The following is a 19,969-nucleotide window of genomic DNA, read 5'->3' as shown; positions in this document are numbered from 1 at the left end:
GGTATTTTGGAACATGGATTATAAAGAAATCTATAATCAGTGGCTTGAAAACCCATACTTCGATGAGGCGACAAAAGAAGAACTGAAAGCGATCAAAGACGACGAGAATGAGATCAAAGAGCGTTTTTATATGGATCTTGAGTTTGGTACGGCAGGCCTGCGTGGTATCATCGGCGCAGGTACCAACCGTATGAATATTTATGTGGTAAGAAGAGCAACCCAGGGGCTTGCCAACTATATTGCCAAGGTTGACAAGAAATCCCAGGGAGTTGCTATCGCATATGATTCCCGTCATATGTCACCGGAGTTTGCCCAGGAAGCAGCACTTTGCCTGGCAGCAAACGGGATCAAGGCTTATATCTTTGAGACACTTCGTCCGACACCGGAGCTTTCCTTTGCAGTACGTCATCTGGGCTGTGTGGCAGGTATCAACGTAACAGCCAGCCACAATCCTCCGGAATACAACGGATACAAGGTTTACTGGGAGGACGGCGCGCAGATCACACCACCTCATGATTCCGGTATCATGGGCGAGGTAAAGGCGATCTCCGACTGGAATACCGTAAAGACCATGGACAAGGAAGACGCAGTAAAGGCAGGACTTTTCGAAGTGATCGGACAGGCTGTCGATGATGCTTACATGGCAGAGCTTAAGAAACAGATCATCCATATGGATGCGATCCAGGCAGAGGGCAGGAACCTGAAGATCGTTTACACACCTCTTCACGGAACCGGCAATATCCCGGCCAGAAGGATCCTTAAAGAGCTTGGATTTGAGAATGTATATGTAGTACCGGAGCAGGAGCTTCCGAACGGGGATTTCCCGACAGTCAGCTATCCGAACCCGGAGGCAGCAGAGGCATTTGAGCTTGGCCTTAAGCTTGCGAAGGAAGTGGATGCAGACATCGTACTTGCCACAGACCCGGATGCAGACCGTCTTGGCGTCCGCGTAAAGGATAAAAACGGAAAGTATCATGATCTTACCGGTAACATGTCCGGATGCCTTCTTGCAAACTATGAGCTGAGCCAGAGAAAGGCTGTAAACGGAAGCCTTCCGGAGGACGGAGCTCTTGTAAAGACTATCGTTACAACAAACCTGGCAGATGCCATTGCCAAGGGATACAACGTGAATCTTATCGAAGTACTTACCGGATTCAAATACATCGGACAGCAGATCCTCGGATTTGAGAACAGTGGCAAGGGTACATATCTTTTCGGATTTGAGGAGAGCTACGGCTGCCTGATCGGAACCTATGCAAGAGACAAGGATGCCATTGTTGCTACCATGGCACTTTGCGAAGCTGCTGCCTACTATAAGACACAGGGCAAGACTCTTTGGGATGCAATGATCGATATGTATGAGGAGTTCGGTTACTATAAGGATGCCATTCAGGCAGTTACCATGAAGGGTATCGAGGGTCTTCAGAAGATCCAGGAGATCATGACAACACTTCGTCAGAATCCGCCTGCTGAGTTTGCCGGACATAAGGTGACTGCTGTACGTGACTACAAGCTGGATGAGATCACAGATCTTGCAACAGGTGAGAAGAAGCCGACAGGACTTCCGAATTCCAATGTTCTCTACTATGAGCTTACCGATGATGCATGGGTTTGCGTAAGACCGTCCGGAACAGAGCCTAAGGTTAAATTCTATTATGGCGTTAAGGGAACATCTCTTGCAGATGCAGACGAGAAATCCGATGCAATGGGCAAGGCTGTTCTTGAAATGGTTGATTCCATGAAATGATAAAATGGTCACATTCCGCCTGTAATATGCGAAAAACCTTGACATTATAAGCCAAAAGCGGTATATATATAAAGCAAAGTCAAAAATAAGAGAACATCAATTATAGGAGGAAACACCATGAATAAAACAGAGTTAGTGGCAGCAATGGCGAAAGACACCAATCTTTCCAAGAAAGATGTAGAAGCTGTTCTGAAATCTTTTATCGATGTTGTAACAGATGAACTGAAAAAAGGCGAGAAGATTCAGCTGGTTGGATTTGGAACTTTCGAAGTAAGCACAAGAGCTGCAAGAGAGGGAAGAAATCCTCAGACTGGTGAGACCATGACGATCGAGGCTTCCAAGTCTCCGAAGTTCAAAGCAGGAAAAGCTTTAAAGGACGTTGTCAACGGTAAATAATCTGTTGGTTCAGAGTGATAACGGCAGGGGAAACCGGTTTTTGGTTTCCCCTGCTTTTTTAGGAGGAAAAATTATGCGTCTTGATAAATATCTGAAAGTATCCAGACTGATCAAACGCCGTACGGTGGCAAATGAAGCCTGCGATGCAGGAAGAGTTCTGGTCAATGACAAGCCGGCCAAGGCTTCTGTACAGGTAAAGACCGGTGACACTGTGGAGATCCAGTTTGGAAGCCGTAATGTAAAGGTTGAAGTCCTGGAAGTTAAGGAAACGGTAAAAAAGGATGAGGTGGAAAGCATGTTCCGCTATATCTGATGCAGGGACAGCTGCCGTTTGGGCGTGATGGTCTATTCCGGATGGATTTTTCATAAAATAAAAGAGAAATCATCCCCAGGGAGGTATGGATTGGACGAGAAGAAACCGGCAGCATTTCACAGTCTGATGCTGGAGCGGCAGAAAGGCGGCACCATAACGGGAATCCGGGAGGTGATCTCTTTCGATGAAAAAGAAATACTGCTGCATACAGAGGAAGGAAAGTTATCCATAAAAGGCGAAGGACTTCATGTAAAACATCTTGATCTGAAAAGCGGGCAGCTTAGCTTGGAGGGAAAAATCGACAGTCTTACCTATCTTGGCAGGAAAAAGGACAAAAAAGAAGGATCCCTTTTAAAAAGACTGTTCCATTAAAGCTAAAATGACAGCAAACCGGTTGATATTTTTTTGAAGAAGTTGTAAAATTTGGATGTATAAGCTCGTAAAAGGTAAAGAGGTCAGATTGTGTAAAAAAGGAGCAGCAGATTGAAAAATCCAAAAAATGGAAAAGAAAAAAAACGGATCGGATATAATTATCTTGGCATGGCGGGGATCATGGTGATCGCACTGGTGTTGCTGGGAAGCCTTATGCTGCAGAGTAAGACTCTGGAACGGCGCAGGGATTATTATGATTCCAAAGCTACAGCACTGGAGAAGTCCATTGAAAGTGAGAAGGAACGTACCAAGGAGATCGAAGCAGAGAAAGAACATATGAAGACCGACGAATATGTGGAAGAGGCGGCTCGTGAGAAGCTGGGACTTGTGAAAGACAACGAGATCGTGTTTCAGGAAGAAAAATAGCTGAAAATCAAAGGTTTCGACGAAATTTTTTTTGACATTTTCGTGCGGCTTTGACAGATATTTCAGGGATCTTCCTTTATAATGTTCAGTCAGTGAAGGTTATAAGGGGAGGGGAAAATATGCAGGAATGGATCATTGCCATGCTCGTAGTCAGCATACTGCTGATACTCCGGGACATGGCAAAAACTGTCTTTTCGGGAAAAACGAAGGAAAAAGAAGAAATGCTGCCGCTTTGTGAAAGCCATCCCCAGAAGGAAAAAGTGGAACGGTATGCAGCATCCTTCCGGAAGCTTGCGGATACATTCTACGGAATGCCTTACCGTAAGGAATTTTTGAGCGGAGGACAGCTGAACCGTATCATATCGGACACCAGTGCGGCTGTATGTTCCAGATGTTATCAGAGAGAGATCTGCTGGGGAGAGCGTGCCGGGGACACCATGCGGGGCAGTGAGAATATGATTCGTACCATGGAGGAAGGCAATGAAGAAAGCATCCAGAGAGCACGCAGTGAATGGATGGGAGCATGTGGCCGTTCCGCCCAGTATTTTCAGGTCCTGAATGAGGGATTTCGTGAAGAAAGGCAGAATCTCGTGTGGGATAACCGGATGATCGAAAGCCGGCTTGCAGTTGCACAGCAGCTGACGGAAATCTCGAGGATCATGGATCATATGGCAGAAGAGCTGTATGATATCATGCCGGCAGATCCGCAGTTTCAGGAAGATCTGAAAAAGGCTCTTCGTAAAAAGCATGTACTTGTAAAGAATGTCTGGGTCATGGATAAGATCGAAGGAAGACGGCAGATATTTCTGAATCTGAGAGCCAGGAGCGGACAGTGTGTTTCCATGACAGAGATCGCACAGATCCTGTCCAGGATCTGCGGAAACTCCATGACGCCGGACGCCGGCAGCCGCAGTATTGTAAATGGAGATTTTCGTATGGTCCATTTTGTGGAGGATGTCAGTTATCAGATGCTTTACGGAGTAGCGCGGCTTACAAGAGAAGCGGAAAAGGTTTCCGGAGACAATTATATCTGTCGTCAGGAAGAGGATGGCAGGTTTTTTCTCTGTCTGTCTGATGGGATGGGTTCCGGAATAGAAGCGTTTAAAGAAAGCGAGATCGTGGTAGAACTTCTGGAACAGTTTCTGGAATCCGGCTTTTCTCAGGAGACAGCTGCCAGAATGGTGAATTCCGCACTGCTATTGAAAGGACGGGAAGGGATGTTTTCTACTGTTGATATCTGTGCGGTGGATCTTTATACCGGGATCTGTGATTTTCTGAAAGCAGGGGCGTCTTCCACATTTATTAAAAGAGATCACTGGGTGGAATCCATTGCTTCGGAAAATCTTGCAGCAGGCTTGGTCCAGCAGCTGGATTTTGATACTGCCTCAAGGAAGCTTTATCATGGAGATTATCTGATCATGATGACAGATGGAGTTCTGGATGCGCTTCCTACAGAACGGGAAGAGGAAACCATGAAGGAGATCATTATGGATGTCCGGGAAAAAGAGCCCAGGGAGATGGGACGGGGAATACTGGAAAGGGTCCTGGGATACAGTGATTATCATGCCAGGGATGATATGACAGTAGTTGTGGCAGGATTGTGGAAAAAATAGAGTATTTTTGGTTACAGGAGAAAAAATGATCACACGTGTAAGAAAATATATCAGAGACAATCGGATGCTGAAAGCAGAGGATATGGTTGTGGCAGGGGTTTCCGGAGGGGCGGATTCCATAGCAATGCTTCATATTTTGAAAAGTCTTCAGAAAGAGATCGGTTTTTCCATGGAAGTGGTTCATGTCCATCATGGGATCCGGGGCCAGGAGGCGGACAGGGATGAGCAGTTTGTGGAAAAAATCTGCCGGGATTGGGGAATCCCTTTCCGGTCCAGGCATTATCCGGTTCCGGAGCTTTCCGGAAAGTGGAAGCTGGGAGAAGAAGAAACCGGAAGGATCGTGCGAAAACAGGCGTTTCAGGAGGAAAAAAAGAGACTTGGTTTTTCCGGAGAACAGTCAAAAAAGAACGGACAGTTCCGGGTTGCGCTGGCACATAATCGCAACGATCTGGCAGAGACTATGCTGCATCATCTGGCAAGGGGAACCGGTATCCGGGGACTTTCTGGGATACAGGCGGTAAATGGTGAGATCATCCGGCCGGTTTTGTGTTTAGAACGGAAGGAGATCGTCAATTATCTGAAAGAGAGAGGTATTTCCTATATCACAGACAGCAGCAATCTTTCAGATGACTATACAAGAAACCGGATCCGTAACCATATTCTTCCGGCTATGGAACAGAAGATCAATGCAAAAGCGGTGGAGCATATGGCAGAAACCGCACGGGTTCTGGCAGAGGCAGATTCGTATCTTCAGAAAAAGGGAAGGGAGCTTTTGGCAGGCTGCCGGAAAGAAAATGGCTATCTTCTGGATGAAAAATTTTTTGCACAGGATCCTATCCTTCAGGAATATGCGGTGATGGAGGCGTTTGAGATACTGGCAGGAAAACGTAAGGACTTTACATCTCTTCATGTGGACCAGGTCCTTTCGCTTCAAAAAAAAGAAAACGGTCGTTATATCAACCTTCCGGAATCGCTGCGGGTAATACGACAGTACAGAGGGGTATGTCTGAAAAAGAACTCTGCATCAGACAGAGAGAATGCTGCTTCCACTGAAAAAAAAGTATCAGCAGGTCTCAGAGAAATGTCTATGGAGCTTCCGGTACCTGGAATTCTGGAAAGTCCTTTCGGAGTTTTTGAGTCGAAAATTTTTTCTTATAAGAAACAGAAGATTGAAGAAAAAAAGTATACGAAATGGTTTGATTATGATAAAATAAAAAATAGTCCATGCGTTCGGACTAGAAGACAGGGAGATTATCTTACTGTAAACAGTGAAGGCGGAAGAAAGAAGCTGAACCGGATCTTTATTGATGAGAAGATTCCGGCGGAGATGAGAGACAGGCTTCCGGTTGTTGCGGTAGGATCTGAGATACTCTGGATCCCGGGAGGACGGATGAACGAGAAGTATAAGATCACTTCCACTACAGGGAGAGTGTTAGAATTACATTACCAAGGAGGAGCTTTAGCATGAGCGAAAAAATCAGGGTTTTACTCAGTGAAGAAGAGGTAGATGCCCGTATCCAGGAAGTTGCAGATATGATCAACAAGGATTATGACGGAAAAGATGTACACATGATCTGCGTTCTGAAAGGCGGCGTTTTCTTTATGTGTGAGCTTGCCAAGAGGATCACACGCCCGGTAACACTGGATTTCATGTCTGTGTCCAGTTACGGTGATGATACGAAATCCAGCGGTGTTGTAAAGATCGTCAAGGATCTGGATCAACCACTGGACGGGAAAGATGTTCTGATCGTAGAGGATATCATTGATTCAGGCAGAACCTTAAGCTATCTGCTGCGTATCCTGAAGGGCAGACATCCGGCAAGCATCAGACTCTGTACACTTCTTGACAAACCGGAGAGACGTGTGACAGATGTAGAGGTAGATTACTGCTGCTTCAATATTCCGGACGAGTTTGTAGTAGGATACGGACTTGATTATGCCCAGAAATACAGAAACCTTCCTTACATCGGAGTAGTGGAGCTTCAGGACTGAAAGGAGATTTAACCAAGTGAGCAAGCATTCAGGTAAGATAGGCCTGTACCTTCTGCTTATTGTGGCACTGATTGCAGGATATCTGTATCTCAATGACCAGGTATCTACCCAGGGCAGCTACACAATGGGCCAGCTGGAAAAGGCTCTGGAAGAAGACAAAGTGACGGATGCGGTGATCCATCAGAACAGAGAAGTGCCCACCGGTTATGTAACAGCAAACATTGTTTCAGATGGTCAGAAGACAGTCTACGTAACCGATGTAAAGGAAGCGGAGGCGCTTCTTGAAGAACATGATATCGATCCGACGATCCGCAATGTACCCAAGGACAGCTCCATGATCGGAACAGTACTTCCGGTAGTGCTTACCGGCGCGATCCTTCTCTTTTTCTTTATGATGATGAACCGGCAGATGTCTGGAGGCGGCGGAAGCAATGCGAAGATGATGAATTTCGGAAAAAGCAGAGCCAGGATGTCGTCCCCTGATGATAAGAAAGTAACGTTCAAGGATGTTGCAGGTCTTCAGGAGGAGAAGGAGGATCTGGAGGAAGTGGTGGATTTCCTGAAATCCCCACAGAAGTATACCAAGGTAGGTGCCAGGATCCCGAAAGGAGTGATCCTTGTGGGCCCTCCGGGAACAGGTAAAACTCTTCTCGCGAAGGCAGTTGCAGGAGAGGCCGGAGTTCCGTTTTTCTCCATTTCCGGATCCGATTTCGTGGAGATGTTTGTTGGTGTCGGTGCTTCCCGTGTACGAGATCTTTTTGAAGAGGGCAAGCGTCATGCACCGTGCATCATCTTTATTGATGAGATCGATGCGGTAGCCCGTCAGAGAGGAACCGGTATGGGCGGCGGCCACGATGAGAGAGAGCAGACGTTGAACCAGCTTCTTGTAGAGATGGATGGTTTTGGAGTAAATGAAGGAATCATCGTAATGGCAGCGACCAACCGTGTGGATATTCTGGATCCTGCGATCCTCCGTCCGGGACGATTTGACCGTAAAGTCGATGTGGGACGCCCAGATGTCAAGGGCAGAGAAGAGATCCTTATGGTCCATGCCAAGGACAAACCGCTGGGAGATGATGTGGATCTTCGCCAGATTGCCCAGACAACCGCAGGATTTACAGGTGCAGATCTGGAGAATCTTCTTAACGAAGCTGCCATTGATGCTGCAAAAGAGGGCCGTCCTTATATCATGCAGAAGGATATCAAGAAAGCATTCATCAAGGTCGGGATCGGTGCAGAAAAGAAGAGCAAGGTCATCTCTGATAAAGAGAAAAAGATCACAGCTTATCATGAAGCAGGCCATGCGATCCTGTTCCATGTACTTCCTCATATGGATCCGGTATACACCATTTCCATTATCCCTACGGGAATGGGAGCTGCCGGCTACACCATGCCGCTGCCGGATAATGATGAGATGTTTAATACAAAGAACAAAATGCTGGAGGATATCACCACGCTTCTTGGCGGACGTGTGGCTGAGGAGATCATCTTCGGAGATATCACCACCGGTGCTTCCAATGATATCAAACGTGCCACAGAGACTGCACGCTCTATGGTAATGAAATACGGTATGTCTGAAAAAATTGGTCTGATCGCTTACGGCAACGATGACGATGAGGTATTTATCGGCCGTGATCTGGCACATACCAGAGGCTACAGTGAGGAAGTGGCAAGAGAGATCGATGGGGAGATTTCCCGTATCATCCGTGAGTGCCATGAGAACGCAGAGAGTATCATCCGTGAGAATATCGGCGTTCTTCACAGCTGTGCGGCCCTTCTTCTCGAGAAGGAAAAGATACATCGTGAAGAGTTTGAAGCACTTTTTACAACAGAAAAAGAAGAGGTTGCAAAAACAAACGAATAAAATGCACAAAAAAAAATATTGAATTTTGTGAACTTTGTGCACACTTTTTGGTGGACACATGGTACTATAAATACCGTAAAAACCCCCCAATACATTATATAGTTTTTGCTACACCCCATAAGAAGAAATACCTTCTCCAAAAAAGGCAGCTTAACCAGCTGCCTTTTTTACTGCCCAAAAATAAAAGACGAATTACGGAGAAAACAGATATATATGCTTGCGGGATGGAAAAATTAAGATAATATATTTAAAACATGGTACTAAAAACGGAATGAGGAAGATAGAATGTTATATGAAAGCATGGAGACTGCAAAGAAGATGCGGTATATACTCAATATGAGTCCGGTATTAAATAAAGACGCAATGTTCAGTGACGGGACGGAATATTACCGTACACCTGTGGAGCCGCGGGAAGGTGATACAGTTACGATCCGTTTTCGTACCCAGAGAAATAACGTGGACAACGTCTGTCTTGTGCATGACGGAGAATATCTGGAAATGAAGCGGGAAAAAACTTCCGGAAGCTTTGATTATTATACTGCACAGATCGTAATGGGAAAAGATCTTGTACGATATTACTTTGAGATCCATTCAGGACTTGTTACCTGTTATTATGATACAAATGGTGTAAGCACCAGACATGAGGAAAGGACAGAATTTGAGATCTATCCCGGATATCATGTGCCTGAGTGGCTGAAGGGTGCTGTGATGTATCAGATTTATGTGGATCGTTTCTGTAACGGAGATCCTTCCAATGATGTGGAAACAGGGGAATATTTCTATATCGGGGACACTTCCGTAAAAGTGGATAACTGGGAAAAGGTTCCGGCTGTGATGGGTGTCCGGGAATTTTATGGCGGCGATCTTCAGGGAGTTATGGATAAGCTAGATTATCTTCAGGAGCTTGGAGTAGATGTGATCTATCTGAATCCGGTCTTTGTCTCTCCCAGCAACCATAAGTATGACTGTCAGGATTACGATCATATCGATCCGCATATCGGAAGGATCGTAGCGGACTGTGATGGTCTGTTAAGTCCCGGAGACAGTGATAACAGTCATGCCCTTAAGTATATCCGCCGTGTGACCGATAAACGGAATTTGGAGGCCAGTAATAAGCTTTTTCAGGAGCTTGTGGAGGAAATTCACAGAAGAGGGATGAAAGTGATCCTGGATGGGGTATTTAACCATTGCGGATCCTTTAATAAATGGATGGACAGGGAACGGATCTACGAAAATCAGGAAGGCTACGAGAAGGGGGCTTATGTTTCGGCGGACAGCCCTTATCGTTCTTTCTTCTGCTTCCAGGATCAGAACCGCTGGCCCTATAATCCAACCTACGACGGCTGGTGGACCCATGATACCCTGCCAAAGCTGAACTACGAAGAATCTGAGGAGCTTTGCCGGACGATTCTTGATGTGGGCAGAAAATGGGTTTCGCCGCCGTATAACGTAGACGGCTGGAGACTGGATGTAGCTGCAGATCTGGGCCACAGTAATGATTTTAACCATCATTTCTGGAAAGAGTTCCGGAGGACAGTAAAAGAAGCCAATCCTGATGCAGTGATCCTTGCAGAACACTACGGAAATCCGGAAAGCTGGCTTCGCGGCGATGAGTGGGATACGGTTATGAACTATGACGCTTTTATGGAGCCTGTAACCTGGTTCCTGACCGGAATGGAGAAGCACAGTGATGAGTACCGGGAGGACCTTTATGGCAACAGTGAGGCCTTTATCGGGGCGATGAAGCATCATATGCAGTCTTTGCATATGGGCGCGCTTTATGGAGCCATGAATGAGCTTTCAAACCATGACCATTCCAGATTTCTGACAAGGACCAATCACAGAGTAGGAAGGCTTTCCTACGCAGGCGCAGAGGCAGCATCTGCAGGCATCAATCCTGCTATCATGAGAGAGGCTGTTGTGATTCAGATGACGTGGCCTGGTTCGCCTACGGTATATTACGGGGATGAGGCCGGCGTCTGCGGCTTTACAGATCCGGATAACCGCAGAACTTATCCCTGGGGAAAAGAAGACCAGGAGATGCTGGACTTTCATAAACGTATGATCTGCATACACAAGGCATATCCGATTCTTGCAAAAGGTTCCCTGGAATTTCTGTGGAACGATCATCAGGGCTTGAGCTATGGTCGTTTTTCTGATTCTGAACAGATCATAGTGATCCTTAATAATCAGGATCAGGAGAGAGACATAAGGGTAACAGCCTGGAAAACCGGTGTAAGCCGGAAAGAAGCAACGGCTTTTCAGCGCCTGATGCTTTCTTCCGGAGAGGGTTATACGGAAATGCCGGAAGAATATATTGCAGATGCAGGGATTCTTCAGGTGAAGATGCCTGCATACGGAGCGATGGTGCTTCACCACAGGGCGAGGGATAAATACAAATGATGCACGAGTAAGGCAGAGAAAAAAGCCAATCTGTTCTTCCATTAGGAAGCAGATTGGCTTTTTGCATTGTGTTTTATGAGTTATTCTTCTGTAACGTGTTCCAGACCCTGATTCATGATGGTTGCCACATGGCTGTCTGCCAGGGAGTAGTAAATGGTTTTTCCATCTCTTCGAAATTTGACTAGTGACATCTGCTTCAGTACCCGGAGCTGATGGGAAATGGCACTCTGGGTCATGAAAAGACGATCGGCAATATCCTGAACACAGAGTTCTTCCACAGAAAGTACGTACAGGATACGGATCCTGGTAGGATCACCGAAAACCTTGAACAGGTCGGCAAGCCGGTACAGTGTATCATCATTGATTGGGTAATCTATATGTGTTTTCTTCATTTGCGCATCCTCCAAACTGTTAACTTCTATTGTAGCTGAAAAAAACGCACCGGTCAAATTCTTTTCTGCATCACTGGGGAGTTGTATGGATGCACAGGGATCCGCTGCAGGATATCTGCCCTGCAGAACGGAGCTTATTTTTTATACAGGATACGAATGGAATTCAGCACGCAGATCATGGCAACGCCAGTGTCTGCAAATACGGCCATCCACATGTTGGCATGTCCGGCAAGACCAAGGATCATAACTGCGATCTTGATCACCAGGGCAAATATTACGTTCTGCCATGCAATACGGTTTGTGCTTCGTGCAATGGCGATAGACTGAGGAATCGCATCTACATTGGAATTCATAAATACGGCATCTGCGGCTTCAATGGCAGCATCTGCACCGCTTCCCATGGCAGCACCTACATCAGCACCTGCAAGAACAGGAGCGTCGTTGATACCGTCACCGACAAACATAACCGTTCCATGTGCCTGGCGGACCTTTTTCAGGGCATTGAGCTTATCCTCCGGAAGAAGCTTTGCATAGATCTCATCGATCCCGGTATCTTTTCCTACAGCCTGTGCACTGTCTTCGGAGTCTCCAGTGAGCATAACGGTGTGGAGACCAAGCTTTTTCAGAGAAGCAATGGCTTCCTTTGCGTCAGGTTTGATGGTATCGGAGATCAGCATATATCCTGCGAAGGTTCCGTTTACTGCCATAAATACTTCAGAACCGTAAGCGGCTTCCTTTAATTCTCCGATTGTAACTCCGAATTTATCCATCAGCTTGCGATTTCCGCAGAGAACTTTTCCCTCCGGCATTTCCGCAACGATCCCGTGACCGGAAATTTCTTCCAGGGAGATCGGTTTTTCAAATTGGATCTCACGTCCCTTTGCGGCAGCAACGATGCTGTTTGCAATAGGATGTGTGGAGTTCTGTTCACAGCCTGCACACATGGAAAGGAGTTCATTTTCCGTGTATTTACCGGTGGCAACAACCTTCTGAAGCTGGAAGTTACCCTCTGTGATAGTACCGGTCTTATCCATGATCACAGCGCCGAGCTTACTTAATCCTTCGATGGAAAGGCCACCCTTGAAAAGGATACCCTTTTTAGAACCGGCACCGATCCCGGAGAAGAAGGCCAGCGGGATACTAAGTACAAGAGCACAAGGGCAGCTCATTACCAGGAAAGTAATGGCTGTGTAGATCCAGTAATGCCAGTTTCCGGTAACAAGGGATGGGAGTATGGCAGTTGCCACTGCGATTCCTACAACACAAGGAGTATAAACCCTGGCAAAACGTGTGATAAAGCGGTCGATCTTCGGTTTGCTTGCTGCCGCGTTTTCTACGGAATCCAGAATACGAGTGACCATGGATTCTTCCAGAGGTTTTTCCACGCGGATCTTAAGCTGGCCGGAGGTGTTGACGCAGCCAGAAGTGATCTCATCACCTTCATTTACAGCAACCGGTACAGGCTCTCCTGTGATCGGAGAAGTGTCGATACGGCTGTTTCCCTCAATTACGATACCATCAAGAGGGATGCGGTCTCCGGGACGGACCAGAAGAATGTCTCCGATCTGAGCCTCTTCAGAGGGAATTACCTGGATATCATCGCTTGTGACCAGGTTTACAACTTCCGGACGAAGGTCTACGGCATCCATGATCTGCCCGCGGCTTCGTTCAACGGCTTTTTCCTCAAAAAGCTCGCCGATGCGGTAAAAGAGCATAACGCCTACGGCCTCAGCAGAATCATTGATGGCAAAAGCGGCAAGTGTTGCAATGCTCATGAGAAAGTTTTCGTCAAAAATCTGTCCGTGAGAGATGTTTTTGGCAGCTTTTACAACGATAACACCCCCAAGCGCCAGGTATGCGATCACAAATACAGGAAGAGTGGCACTGGTACCAAAGCCTTTGTGTTCCATGATCTCTCCGGCAACGAAGAGTACTGCACCGATGATAATACAGATGATATCTATGTTTTCCTTGGAGAAAAATTTCTTCTTGGAAGCGGTTGTGTGAGTCACTGTTTTTGGGGACTGAGCCTTTGGCTTCGGATCCTTTTCTTTTACAAGAACTTCGGATTCAATGGATGTACAGATCTTACGGATCTGATCCAGGTATCGATCCGGATTCTTTGCAGTTAAGCGAAGCTGTTTTGTTGCAAAAGTGATGGTTGCTTCGGAAATGCCTTCAAGGTTTGCAATTTGTTCCTCCATTTTGGAAGCGCAGTGAGCGCAGCCTAGATTCTCCAGAAGATAGGTCTTGGTTGTTGTGTCAGTGGAAGCTGCCGGAGCTGGATTTCTCGGAACAACTTTAACTTCAGACTCAATGGATGTGCAGATCTTGCGGATCTGCGGAAGCAGAGCGTCTGGATCTGCAGCCCCTAAGCGAAGCTGTTTTGTTGCAAAAGTAATGGTAGCGCTTTCGACGCCTTCAAGAGCCTGGATCCGTTCCTCCATTTTGGAAGCACAGTGAGCGCAGCCGAGGTTCTCCAGAATGTAGACACGCTTTGCGGTGAGAGCATTGTGGGAGTGATCATGGTGCTCATGCTCGTGATCCCCGCAGCCACAACCACAGTGCTCGTCATGGTGGTGAAGGTGCTCGTGTTCATGATGTTCATGTTTATGATCTTCACAACCACAGCCGCAGTGCTCGTCATGGTGATGATGATGCTCATGTTCATGATGTTCATGTTTATGATCCTCGCAACCACAGCCGCAGTGCTCGTCATGGTGATGAGGATGCTCGTGTTCATGATGTTCATGTTTATGATCCTCGCAGCCACAGCCGCAGTGCTCGCCATGGTGGTGAAGGTGCTCGTGTGCATGATGTTCGTGTTCGGGATCCTCGCAGCCACAGCCGCAGTGCTCGTCATGGTGGTGAAGGTGCTCGTGTTCATGATGTTCATGTTTATGATCCTCACAACCACAGCCGCAGTGCTCGTCATGGTGATGATGATGCTCATGTGCATGATGTTCGTGCTCGTGATCCTCGCAACCACAGCCGCAGTGCTCATGGTGGTGATGATGCTCATGTTCATGATCTTCATGGTCATGATTCTCGCAACCACAGACGCAGTGCTCATCATGGTGATGGTGCTCATGATCGTGATGTTCTTCATGCTCATCATGGCTGTGATGCGCATGCTCGTGACCGCAGCCGCAGGAATCTGCGGACTTCATGGAATCTTTCTTTAATTTTTCTTCCATATGAACTCTCCTTGCTGATTCGTTTGTTTTTTATATGAATATATGAATTAATGTTCATATGACTATTTAATCATATATAAAAATCTTTGTCAACAGCTTTTCAAAGAACGGATCAAAGAAAAGTAAAATTTATTGCAAAAGAAATATAGAAAATATTAATATATTCTGAAAAAATAATCTATTTTATTATTTTTATTTAACATGTTATACTTTCAACAAGTAAAGAAGGAAAGGAAGGTAGCAACATGTACAGTATCGACTTAAACAGTGACATGGGTGAGAGCTTTGGCGCATATAAGCTTGGTGGCGATGAAGAGATCATCAAATATGTCACAACAGCAAATGTAGCATGTGGCTGGCATGCAGGCGATCCGATGGTGATGGATAAGGTAGTCCGCATGGCAAAGGAACGTGGCGTTATGGTTGGAGCCCATCCTGGATATCCGGATCTTCTTGGCTTTGGACGAAGAAAGATGGTTCTCTCTCATGATGAAGTTAAGAATTACGTCAGATACCAGATCGGAGCACTGGCTGCATTTACCAAGAGCTACGGAATGAAGCTTCAGCATGTCGCTCCTCATGGAGCAATGGGGAATGGCTGCCAGTATGACGAGGATATTTCCACAGCGATCTGTGAGGCAATCTGCGAGTATGACAAAGATCTGATCGTTTATTACTGTGCAGGAGCAGTTCTTGGTGATATCGCTGAGAGCAAGGGACTTCGCACAGCATCTGAGATTTTTGCAGATCGTGCATACATGGATGATCTTTCTCTTGTAAATTGTTAAAAGAATTATATTGTTATATGATTTCGGAAGTGATATACTTAAACATAAGGAAAATCGTGTGAAATTACAGTTTGCTTTTTGCACGGTTTCTTTTATATATGATAGTTAGTTAAAACTAACAATAAAACGATGTGAAAGTACTTTTGATTATACAGAAAGGAATACATAATGCTAATGAATGTTTTTGAAGGTATACTGATTCCATTTGTTGGAACAACGCTAGGTGCAGCATGCGTGTTTTTTATGAGAAAAACACTTAGCAAGTTACTGCAACGTGCACTTGCAGGGTTTGCAGCAGGTATAATGGTTGCTGCTTCAATCTGGAGTCTTCTGATTCCGGCAATTGAACAATCTAAGAATATGGGAACTTTATCGTTTGTTCCGGCAGTTGTTGGGTTCTGGATTGGTATATTGTTTTTACTCGCACTTGATCATTTGATTCCACATCTTCATGTTGGAAGTGATCAGACAGAGGGACCGAAAAGCAAACTTGGCCGTACTACGATGATGGTGTTGGCAGTTACATTACATAATATCCCTGAAGGTATGGCAGTTGGTGTAATGTATGCAGGATTTCTTGCTGAAAATGCACAGATTACAGCAACAAGTGCACTTGCTTTATCACTTGGAATTGCTATCCAGAATTTTCCAGAAGGAGCGATTATATCCATGCCGCTTAGGGCAGAGGGTGAAAGTAAGAGAAAGGCATTTCTGGGAGGTGTACTTTCAGGAGTCGTTGAACCGATTGGAGCAGTAATGACGATTCTTGTCGCACAGCTGGTAATCCCGGCATTACCATATTTACTCAGCTTTGCAGCAGGAGCTATGTTATATGTCGTGGTTGAAGAACTAATTCCGGAAATGTCTCAGGGACAGCACTCGAATATCGGTACGCTTTTCTTTGCACTTGGATTTAGTTTGATGATGATCTTGGATGTGGCACTGGGGTAAGAGGAGAGGAAAGATTCTTATGAGAATATTGATTTATGGTGCTGGTGTGATTGGATCCTTGTATGCGGCTTTATTTGCAGAAGCCGGTTATGATACAAATATTTATGCCAGAGGTAAAAGACTTGAGGCTTTAAGAAATAATGGATTGAAATATAAGAAAAATCAGGAAGTAATAAAGGCAGAGATTAGGATTCTTGGAGAACTACCAAACGATGATATTTATGATTTTGTCTTGCTTACTGTCCGGGAAAACCAGCTGTATGAAGCACTTACTGAATTGAAAAATAATAAAAGTAATACGATTGTTACAATGATAAATTCACTGGACAGTTACAATAAATGGGAAGACATTGTCGGAAAAGGAAGAATATTACCGGCTTTTCCAGGAGCAGGCGGAAGTATAAATGATGATGGTATCCTTGATGCAGCACTTACTCCAAGGTTGATTCAGCCAACAACATTTGCAGAAATATCAGGAAATAAATCCGAAAGAACTAAGCAGTTTTCAGAGATATTGAGGCATGCTCATATACCATACCAGAAAGTAACGGATATGCATCTATGGCAGCTTTGTCATCTTGCTATGGTGGTACCGATTGCAGATGCGTATTATGAATCAGACGATCCGGAGAAAGTGGGAAAAGAATGGAAAATCATGAGGAAAACAGCAGAAAGGCTGAAAAGAAATTTTAATTTTTGGCGAAAACAAAAGGGTAAACTGTCACCATGGAAAATGAATATTTTTCGCTTTTTACCATTGTCATTTCTGACGATTATGCTGGCAGTTACATTTGGAAGCAGTTTTGGAGATAAATTTATGTATCAACATGCTATGAAGGCACCAGATGAAATGAGGGAATTGCATAAGCAGTTTTATGCTTATATGAAAAAAATGAAGAAATGCGGATGCAAGGCGAAAAAGGTACAGTGATTGGAGAAAAAAGCATGAAAAATGAAGAATATAAAAAATTGTCAATTAAAGAGTTTACAAAAGCAGCAGGAAGATATGAAAGTAACCATGCTGGCATTTACGAAATGTGCAAGAAAGATTATCCGGATATTCTGGAAGAATTAGAGAAGGAGCCATTTAGAGATTTATTAGATGCAGGCTGTGGGCCTGCTCCGATGATTTCTTTATTAGCAGAAAAACATCCAGACCGGTATTATACAGGACTGGATCTGACTCCGGCAATGATTGAACAGGCAAAAAAGAAAAATATACCAAATACAACATTTGTTGTAGGAGACTGTGAGAACTTTCCTTTTGAAAAGGATTCATTTGATGCAATTATTTGTTCTATGAGCTTCCATCATTATCCGGATCCACAGGCATTTTTTGACAGTGTGAAAAGATGTCTTCGCCCAAATGGAAGATTGATACTGAGAGATGTGACCAGTGACAATAAAGTATTGGTATGGCTAATGAATACATTGGAAATGCCGTTGGCAAATATATGCGGACATGGAGATGTCCAAGTGCCAACAAGAGATGTGGTCATAAAATGTTGCAAAAAAGCAGGATTAAAAGTAGAAAAATTTGAAATTCGTAAAGGTATGCGAATGCATTGTGTTGTGAGAAAACCTATGGGAAAGGCGATAGGAAATGAAAGATAAGTATCTTAGGGAAACACGAATGGTTGATTTTTCTAATCCGGCAATTCAAAAACTTATTCAAAATATGAAATGGAAGGAAATGGGTGAATTTGAAAGGATTAAGGCAATCTACAACTATGTAAGAGATGATGTTTTATTTGGATATAATATTGATGACGGAATTTCAGCTTCAAAAGTACTTGCAGATGGTTATGGACAATGTAATACAAAAGGAACTTTATTTATGGCACTTTTACGTGCCTGCAATATTCCATGCAGAGTACATGGTTTTACGATTGATAAAAGATTGCAGAAAGGGGCTATGACCGGGTTTGTTTACCGTAATGCTCCAAAAAGTATTTTCCATAGCTGGGTAGAAATTAATTTCGAAAATCAGTGGTACGAACTGGAAGCTTTCATTTTGGATAAAACCTACATAAAGAAGTTACAGGAACAAAATTCGGAATGTACAGGTGCATTTTGCGGTTATGGAGTAGCAGTCAAGGATTTCAGAAATCTCATTATTGAGTTTGATAGGAACAATACTTATATTCAGAGCGAGGGAATCAATCAGGATTTTGGTGTTTATGATTGTCCAGATGAACTGTTGAAGGAACATCATCAAGAAATTTCAGCCTTTAAAGCATTTGCTTATAGACATATTGGAAGACACCTCATGAATCGTAATGTCAGGAAGATTAGAGAACGATAGTTTTAAGCTTTTAGAATTAAAATTAAATTTGGAGGGTAATATGGCAGACAAAATACAAAATGCTTATGAAACATCAAAAAATATATATGACGATGTTCTTACGCAAAGAAATATTTTCAGCAAACTGTATATTAAGCTATTTTGGAGTGGCACGGATGATAATGATATAGCACGAAAAGTTTTATCATATGTTCCTGATGACTTTTCAGGAAAGCTTCTTGATGTTCCGGTTGGAACTGCTGTATTTACGGAAAACAAATGGAGCTCTCTGAAAAATGCACATATTACTTGTATTGATTACAGCATGGATATGCTTGAACAAGCCAGAAAAAGACTTGGTAGTCATGCGCATATCAAATGTATTCAGGGGGGTGTGGGAAACCTGCAAATGGAGGATGAATCTGTTGATACCGTTGTCAGTATGAATGGTTTTCATACATTTCTTGATAAGCAAAAAGCATTTCATGAAATATGGCGTGTTTTGAAACCAGGCGGCGATTTCATTGCCTGTTTTTATCCAATGCGTCGTAAAACCCCTTGCTTCAGTTATGGGGATATAAGACGCGTCCATCGAATTTATGCAAGTAATTGAAGATGGACAAAATAGTAATTGTATTAACTAATGAACTATAGTATAATATAAATATGAACACAACATATAAATCAAACAACAATGTCGTCTATTCCTGTAAATACCATGTAGCATGGTGTCCAAAGTATAGACGAAAAGTATTAATTAACGGTGTGGACGTCCGGCTGAAGGAGCTGCTCACAGAGTATGCTACAAATCTTTCTGTAGACATTCTGGAAATGGAGATCATGCCAGATCATGTTCATATGCTTTTGGAAGTAGATCCTCAGTTTGGCATCCACAAAGCTGTAAAGTCATTTAAAGGCTATACGTCCAGAATTTTAAGACATGAATTTCCCTATCTTAAAACGAAAATGCCGACTCTCTGGACAAACAGCTATTTTGTATCGACGGTGGGCGGTGCTCCGCTGGAAACAGTAAAACAGTATATTGAAAACCAGAAAACATCGCAGAGACAAAAGGATAAGATGGGATAATGCAAAAAGGAATTAAATTTAGAATCTACCCGAACAGAGAACAGAAAAACTTCATCCATCAGACCCTGGGATGCTGCCGGTTCATCTACAACCGGGGACTTGCCATGCGTAAGGAAGGCTATGAAAATGGGGAAAAGATCGG

At 44.4% G+C, this 19,969-nt stretch carries 21 protein-coding genes; 19 read left to right on the top strand and 2 right to left on the bottom strand.

Going from position 1 to position 19,969, the window contains the following annotated elements:
* Positions 1–13: 13 nt before the first annotated feature.
* The 10 genes from DMI82_RS03270 to DMI82_RS03225 all read left to right on the top strand — a co-directional run bounded on the left by DMI82_RS03270 (position 14) and on the right by DMI82_RS03225 (position 11,126).
* On the top strand, positions 14–1,747 hold the full coding sequence (locus tag DMI82_RS03270) for a phospho-sugar mutase (RefSeq protein ID WP_110102481.1): 1,734 nt from the start codon (positions 14–16) through the stop codon (positions 1,745–1,747).
* A gap of 102 nt (positions 1,748–1,849) precedes the next feature.
* Positions 1,850–2,143, top strand: a complete 294-nt coding sequence (locus DMI82_RS03265) for an HU family DNA-binding protein (RefSeq protein WP_227573730.1) — start codon at positions 1,850–1,852, stop codon at positions 2,141–2,143.
* Between the two features lie 73 nt (positions 2,144–2,216).
* Positions 2,217–2,456, top strand: a complete 240-nt coding sequence (locus DMI82_RS03260) for an RNA-binding S4 domain-containing protein (RefSeq protein ID WP_015527118.1) — start codon at positions 2,217–2,219, stop codon at positions 2,454–2,456.
* A gap of 90 nt (positions 2,457–2,546) precedes the next feature.
* Complete coding sequence (gene yabP, locus DMI82_RS03255; protein WP_044960948.1) at positions 2,547–2,828, top strand: sporulation protein YabP; 282 nt, start codon at positions 2,547–2,549, stop codon at positions 2,826–2,828.
* 111 nt (positions 2,829–2,939) lie between these two features.
* Positions 2,940–3,254 carry an FtsB family cell division protein gene (locus DMI82_RS03250; RefSeq protein WP_021650636.1) on the top strand — a complete coding sequence of 105 codons (315 nt, stop codon included), beginning with the start codon at positions 2,940–2,942 and terminating at the stop codon, positions 3,252–3,254.
* A 119-nt stretch (positions 3,255–3,373) separates the two neighbouring features.
* The gene (locus DMI82_RS03245) at positions 3,374–4,867 is read left to right on the top strand and encodes a SpoIIE family protein phosphatase (protein ID WP_110102480.1); all 1,494 of its coding nucleotides are present in this window, start codon (positions 3,374–3,376) and stop codon (positions 4,865–4,867) included.
* A 25-nt stretch (positions 4,868–4,892) separates the two neighbouring features.
* Positions 4,893–6,335 (top strand): tRNA lysidine(34) synthetase TilS, encoded by a 1,443-nt coding sequence (gene tilS / locus DMI82_RS03240; protein ID WP_044960944.1) that lies wholly within the window; start codon positions 4,893–4,895, stop codon positions 6,333–6,335.
* On the top strand, positions 6,332–6,859 hold the full coding sequence (hpt, locus tag DMI82_RS03235) for a hypoxanthine phosphoribosyltransferase (protein ID WP_015527123.1): 528 nt from the start codon (positions 6,332–6,334) through the stop codon (positions 6,857–6,859). The genes tilS and hpt overlap by 4 nt, the downstream gene beginning before the upstream one ends.
* Positions 6,860–6,875: 16 nt before the next feature.
* Positions 6,876–8,723, top strand: coding sequence for an ATP-dependent zinc metalloprotease FtsH (gene ftsH, locus DMI82_RS03230; protein WP_059085402.1), 1,848 nt, complete (start codon positions 6,876–6,878; stop codon positions 8,721–8,723).
* 285 nt (positions 8,724–9,008) lie between these two features.
* Positions 9,009–11,126 carry a glycoside hydrolase family 13 protein gene (locus tag DMI82_RS03225; protein WP_059085403.1) on the top strand — a complete coding sequence of 706 codons (2,118 nt, stop codon included), beginning with the start codon at positions 9,009–9,011 and terminating at the stop codon, positions 11,124–11,126.
* A gap of 80 nt (positions 11,127–11,206) precedes the next feature.
* On the opposite strand, the gene DMI82_RS03220 is transcribed toward DMI82_RS03225, so the two are convergent.
* Both DMI82_RS03220 and DMI82_RS03215 read right to left on the bottom strand, forming a co-directional pair.
* On the bottom strand, positions 11,207–11,518 hold the full coding sequence (locus DMI82_RS03220) for an ArsR/SmtB family transcription factor (RefSeq protein ID WP_015527125.1): 312 nt from the start codon (positions 11,516–11,518) through the stop codon (positions 11,207–11,209).
* A 134-nt stretch (positions 11,519–11,652) separates the two neighbouring features.
* The gene (locus DMI82_RS03215) at positions 11,653–13,965 is read right to left on the bottom strand and encodes a heavy metal translocating P-type ATPase (RefSeq protein WP_270416225.1); all 2,313 of its coding nucleotides are present in this window, start codon (positions 13,963–13,965) and stop codon (positions 11,653–11,655) included.
* 12 nt (positions 13,966–13,977) lie between these two features.
* On the opposite strand from DMI82_RS03215, the gene DMI82_RS20035 reads away from it, so the two are divergent.
* The 9 genes from DMI82_RS20035 to DMI82_RS20630 all read left to right on the top strand — a co-directional run.
* Positions 13,978–14,703 (top strand): hypothetical protein, encoded by a 726-nt coding sequence (locus DMI82_RS20035; protein ID WP_186582132.1) that lies wholly within the window; start codon positions 13,978–13,980, stop codon positions 14,701–14,703.
* A gap of 257 nt (positions 14,704–14,960) precedes the next feature.
* Positions 14,961–15,503 carry a 5-oxoprolinase subunit PxpA gene (locus tag DMI82_RS03210; RefSeq protein ID WP_330409194.1) on the top strand — a complete coding sequence of 181 codons (543 nt, stop codon included), beginning with the start codon at positions 14,961–14,963 and terminating at the stop codon, positions 15,501–15,503.
* Between the two features lie 168 nt (positions 15,504–15,671).
* On the top strand, positions 15,672–16,454 hold the full coding sequence (locus DMI82_RS03205) for a ZIP family metal transporter (protein ID WP_199579961.1): 783 nt from the start codon (positions 15,672–15,674) through the stop codon (positions 16,452–16,454).
* Between the two features lie 19 nt (positions 16,455–16,473).
* Positions 16,474–17,385 carry a ketopantoate reductase family protein gene (locus tag DMI82_RS03200; RefSeq protein WP_044962024.1) on the top strand — a complete coding sequence of 304 codons (912 nt, stop codon included), beginning with the start codon at positions 16,474–16,476 and terminating at the stop codon, positions 17,383–17,385.
* A 14-nt stretch (positions 17,386–17,399) separates the two neighbouring features.
* Entirely contained in the window at positions 17,400–18,068 is a 669-nt protein-coding gene (locus tag DMI82_RS03195) for a class I SAM-dependent methyltransferase (RefSeq protein ID WP_044962031.1), read from the top strand.
* The gene (locus tag DMI82_RS03190) at positions 18,058–18,759 is read left to right on the top strand and encodes a transglutaminase-like domain-containing protein (protein ID WP_015527132.1); all 702 of its coding nucleotides are present in this window, start codon (positions 18,058–18,060) and stop codon (positions 18,757–18,759) included. The genes DMI82_RS03195 and DMI82_RS03190 overlap by 11 nt, the downstream gene beginning before the upstream one ends.
* Positions 18,760–18,799: 40 nt before the next feature.
* A complete protein-coding gene (locus DMI82_RS03185) occupies positions 18,800–19,351 on the top strand; it encodes a class I SAM-dependent methyltransferase (protein ID WP_110102478.1) in 552 nt (183 codons plus the stop codon).
* Positions 19,352–19,404: 53 nt separating this feature from the next.
* Complete coding sequence (tnpA, locus tag DMI82_RS03180; protein ID WP_110102477.1) at positions 19,405–19,827, top strand: IS200/IS605 family transposase; 423 nt, start codon at positions 19,405–19,407, stop codon at positions 19,825–19,827.
* Positions 19,827–19,969: helix-turn-helix domain-containing protein (locus tag DMI82_RS20630; protein ID WP_158526418.1), on the top strand; the 143-nt coding region annotated here is incomplete at its 3' end. The genes tnpA and DMI82_RS20630, both read left to right, overlap by 1 nt.

The sequence above is a fragment of the Blautia sp. BCRC 81119 genome (genome assembly GCF_003184505.1).
Classification (GTDB): Bacteria; Bacillota; Clostridia; order Lachnospirales; family Lachnospiraceae; genus Blautia_A; species Blautia_A fusiformis.
Note: the sequence above shows the minus strand (reverse complement) of the source record. Positions and strands in the feature narration are given on the sequence as shown.

Bases quoted from the DNA above. Each gene is read 5' to 3' on its own strand.
- DMI82_RS03270 (WP_110102481.1), top strand. From the start codon at position 14: ATGGATTATAAAGAAATCTATAATCAGTGGCTTGAAAACCCATACTTC.
- DMI82_RS03260 (WP_015527118.1), top strand. From the start codon at position 2,217: ATGCGTCTTGATAAATATCTGAAAGTATCCAGACTGATCAAACGCCGT.
- DMI82_RS03245 (WP_110102480.1), top strand. From the start codon at position 3,374: ATGCAGGAATGGATCATTGCCATGCTCGTAGTCAGCATACTGCTGATA.
- tilS (WP_044960944.1), top strand. From the start codon at position 4,893: ATGATCACACGTGTAAGAAAATATATCAGAGACAATCGGATGCTGAAA.
- hpt (WP_015527123.1), top strand. From the start codon at position 6,332: ATGAGCGAAAAAATCAGGGTTTTACTCAGTGAAGAAGAGGTAGATGCC.
- DMI82_RS03225 (WP_059085403.1), top strand. From the start codon at position 9,009: ATGTTATATGAAAGCATGGAGACTGCAAAGAAGATGCGGTATATACTC.
- DMI82_RS03220 (WP_015527125.1), bottom strand. From the start codon at position 11,518: ATGAAGAAAACACATATAGATTACCCAATCAATGATGATACACTGTAC.
- DMI82_RS03215 (WP_270416225.1), bottom strand. From the start codon at position 13,965: ATGGAGGAACGGATCCAGGCTCTTGAAGGCGTCGAAAGCGCTACCATT.
- DMI82_RS03210 (WP_330409194.1), top strand. From the start codon at position 14,961: ATGTACAGTATCGACTTAAACAGTGACATGGGTGAGAGCTTTGGCGCA.
- DMI82_RS03205 (WP_199579961.1), top strand. From the start codon at position 15,672: ATGCTAATGAATGTTTTTGAAGGTATACTGATTCCATTTGTTGGAACA.
- DMI82_RS03200 (WP_044962024.1), top strand. From the start codon at position 16,474: ATGAGAATATTGATTTATGGTGCTGGTGTGATTGGATCCTTGTATGCG.
- DMI82_RS03195 (WP_044962031.1), top strand. From the start codon at position 17,400: ATGAAAAATGAAGAATATAAAAAATTGTCAATTAAAGAGTTTACAAAA.
- DMI82_RS03190 (WP_015527132.1), top strand. From the start codon at position 18,058: ATGAAAGATAAGTATCTTAGGGAAACACGAATGGTTGATTTTTCTAAT.
- DMI82_RS03185 (WP_110102478.1), top strand. From the start codon at position 18,800: ATGGCAGACAAAATACAAAATGCTTATGAAACATCAAAAAATATATAT.
- tnpA (WP_110102477.1), top strand. From the start codon at position 19,405: ATGAACACAACATATAAATCAAACAACAATGTCGTCTATTCCTGTAAA.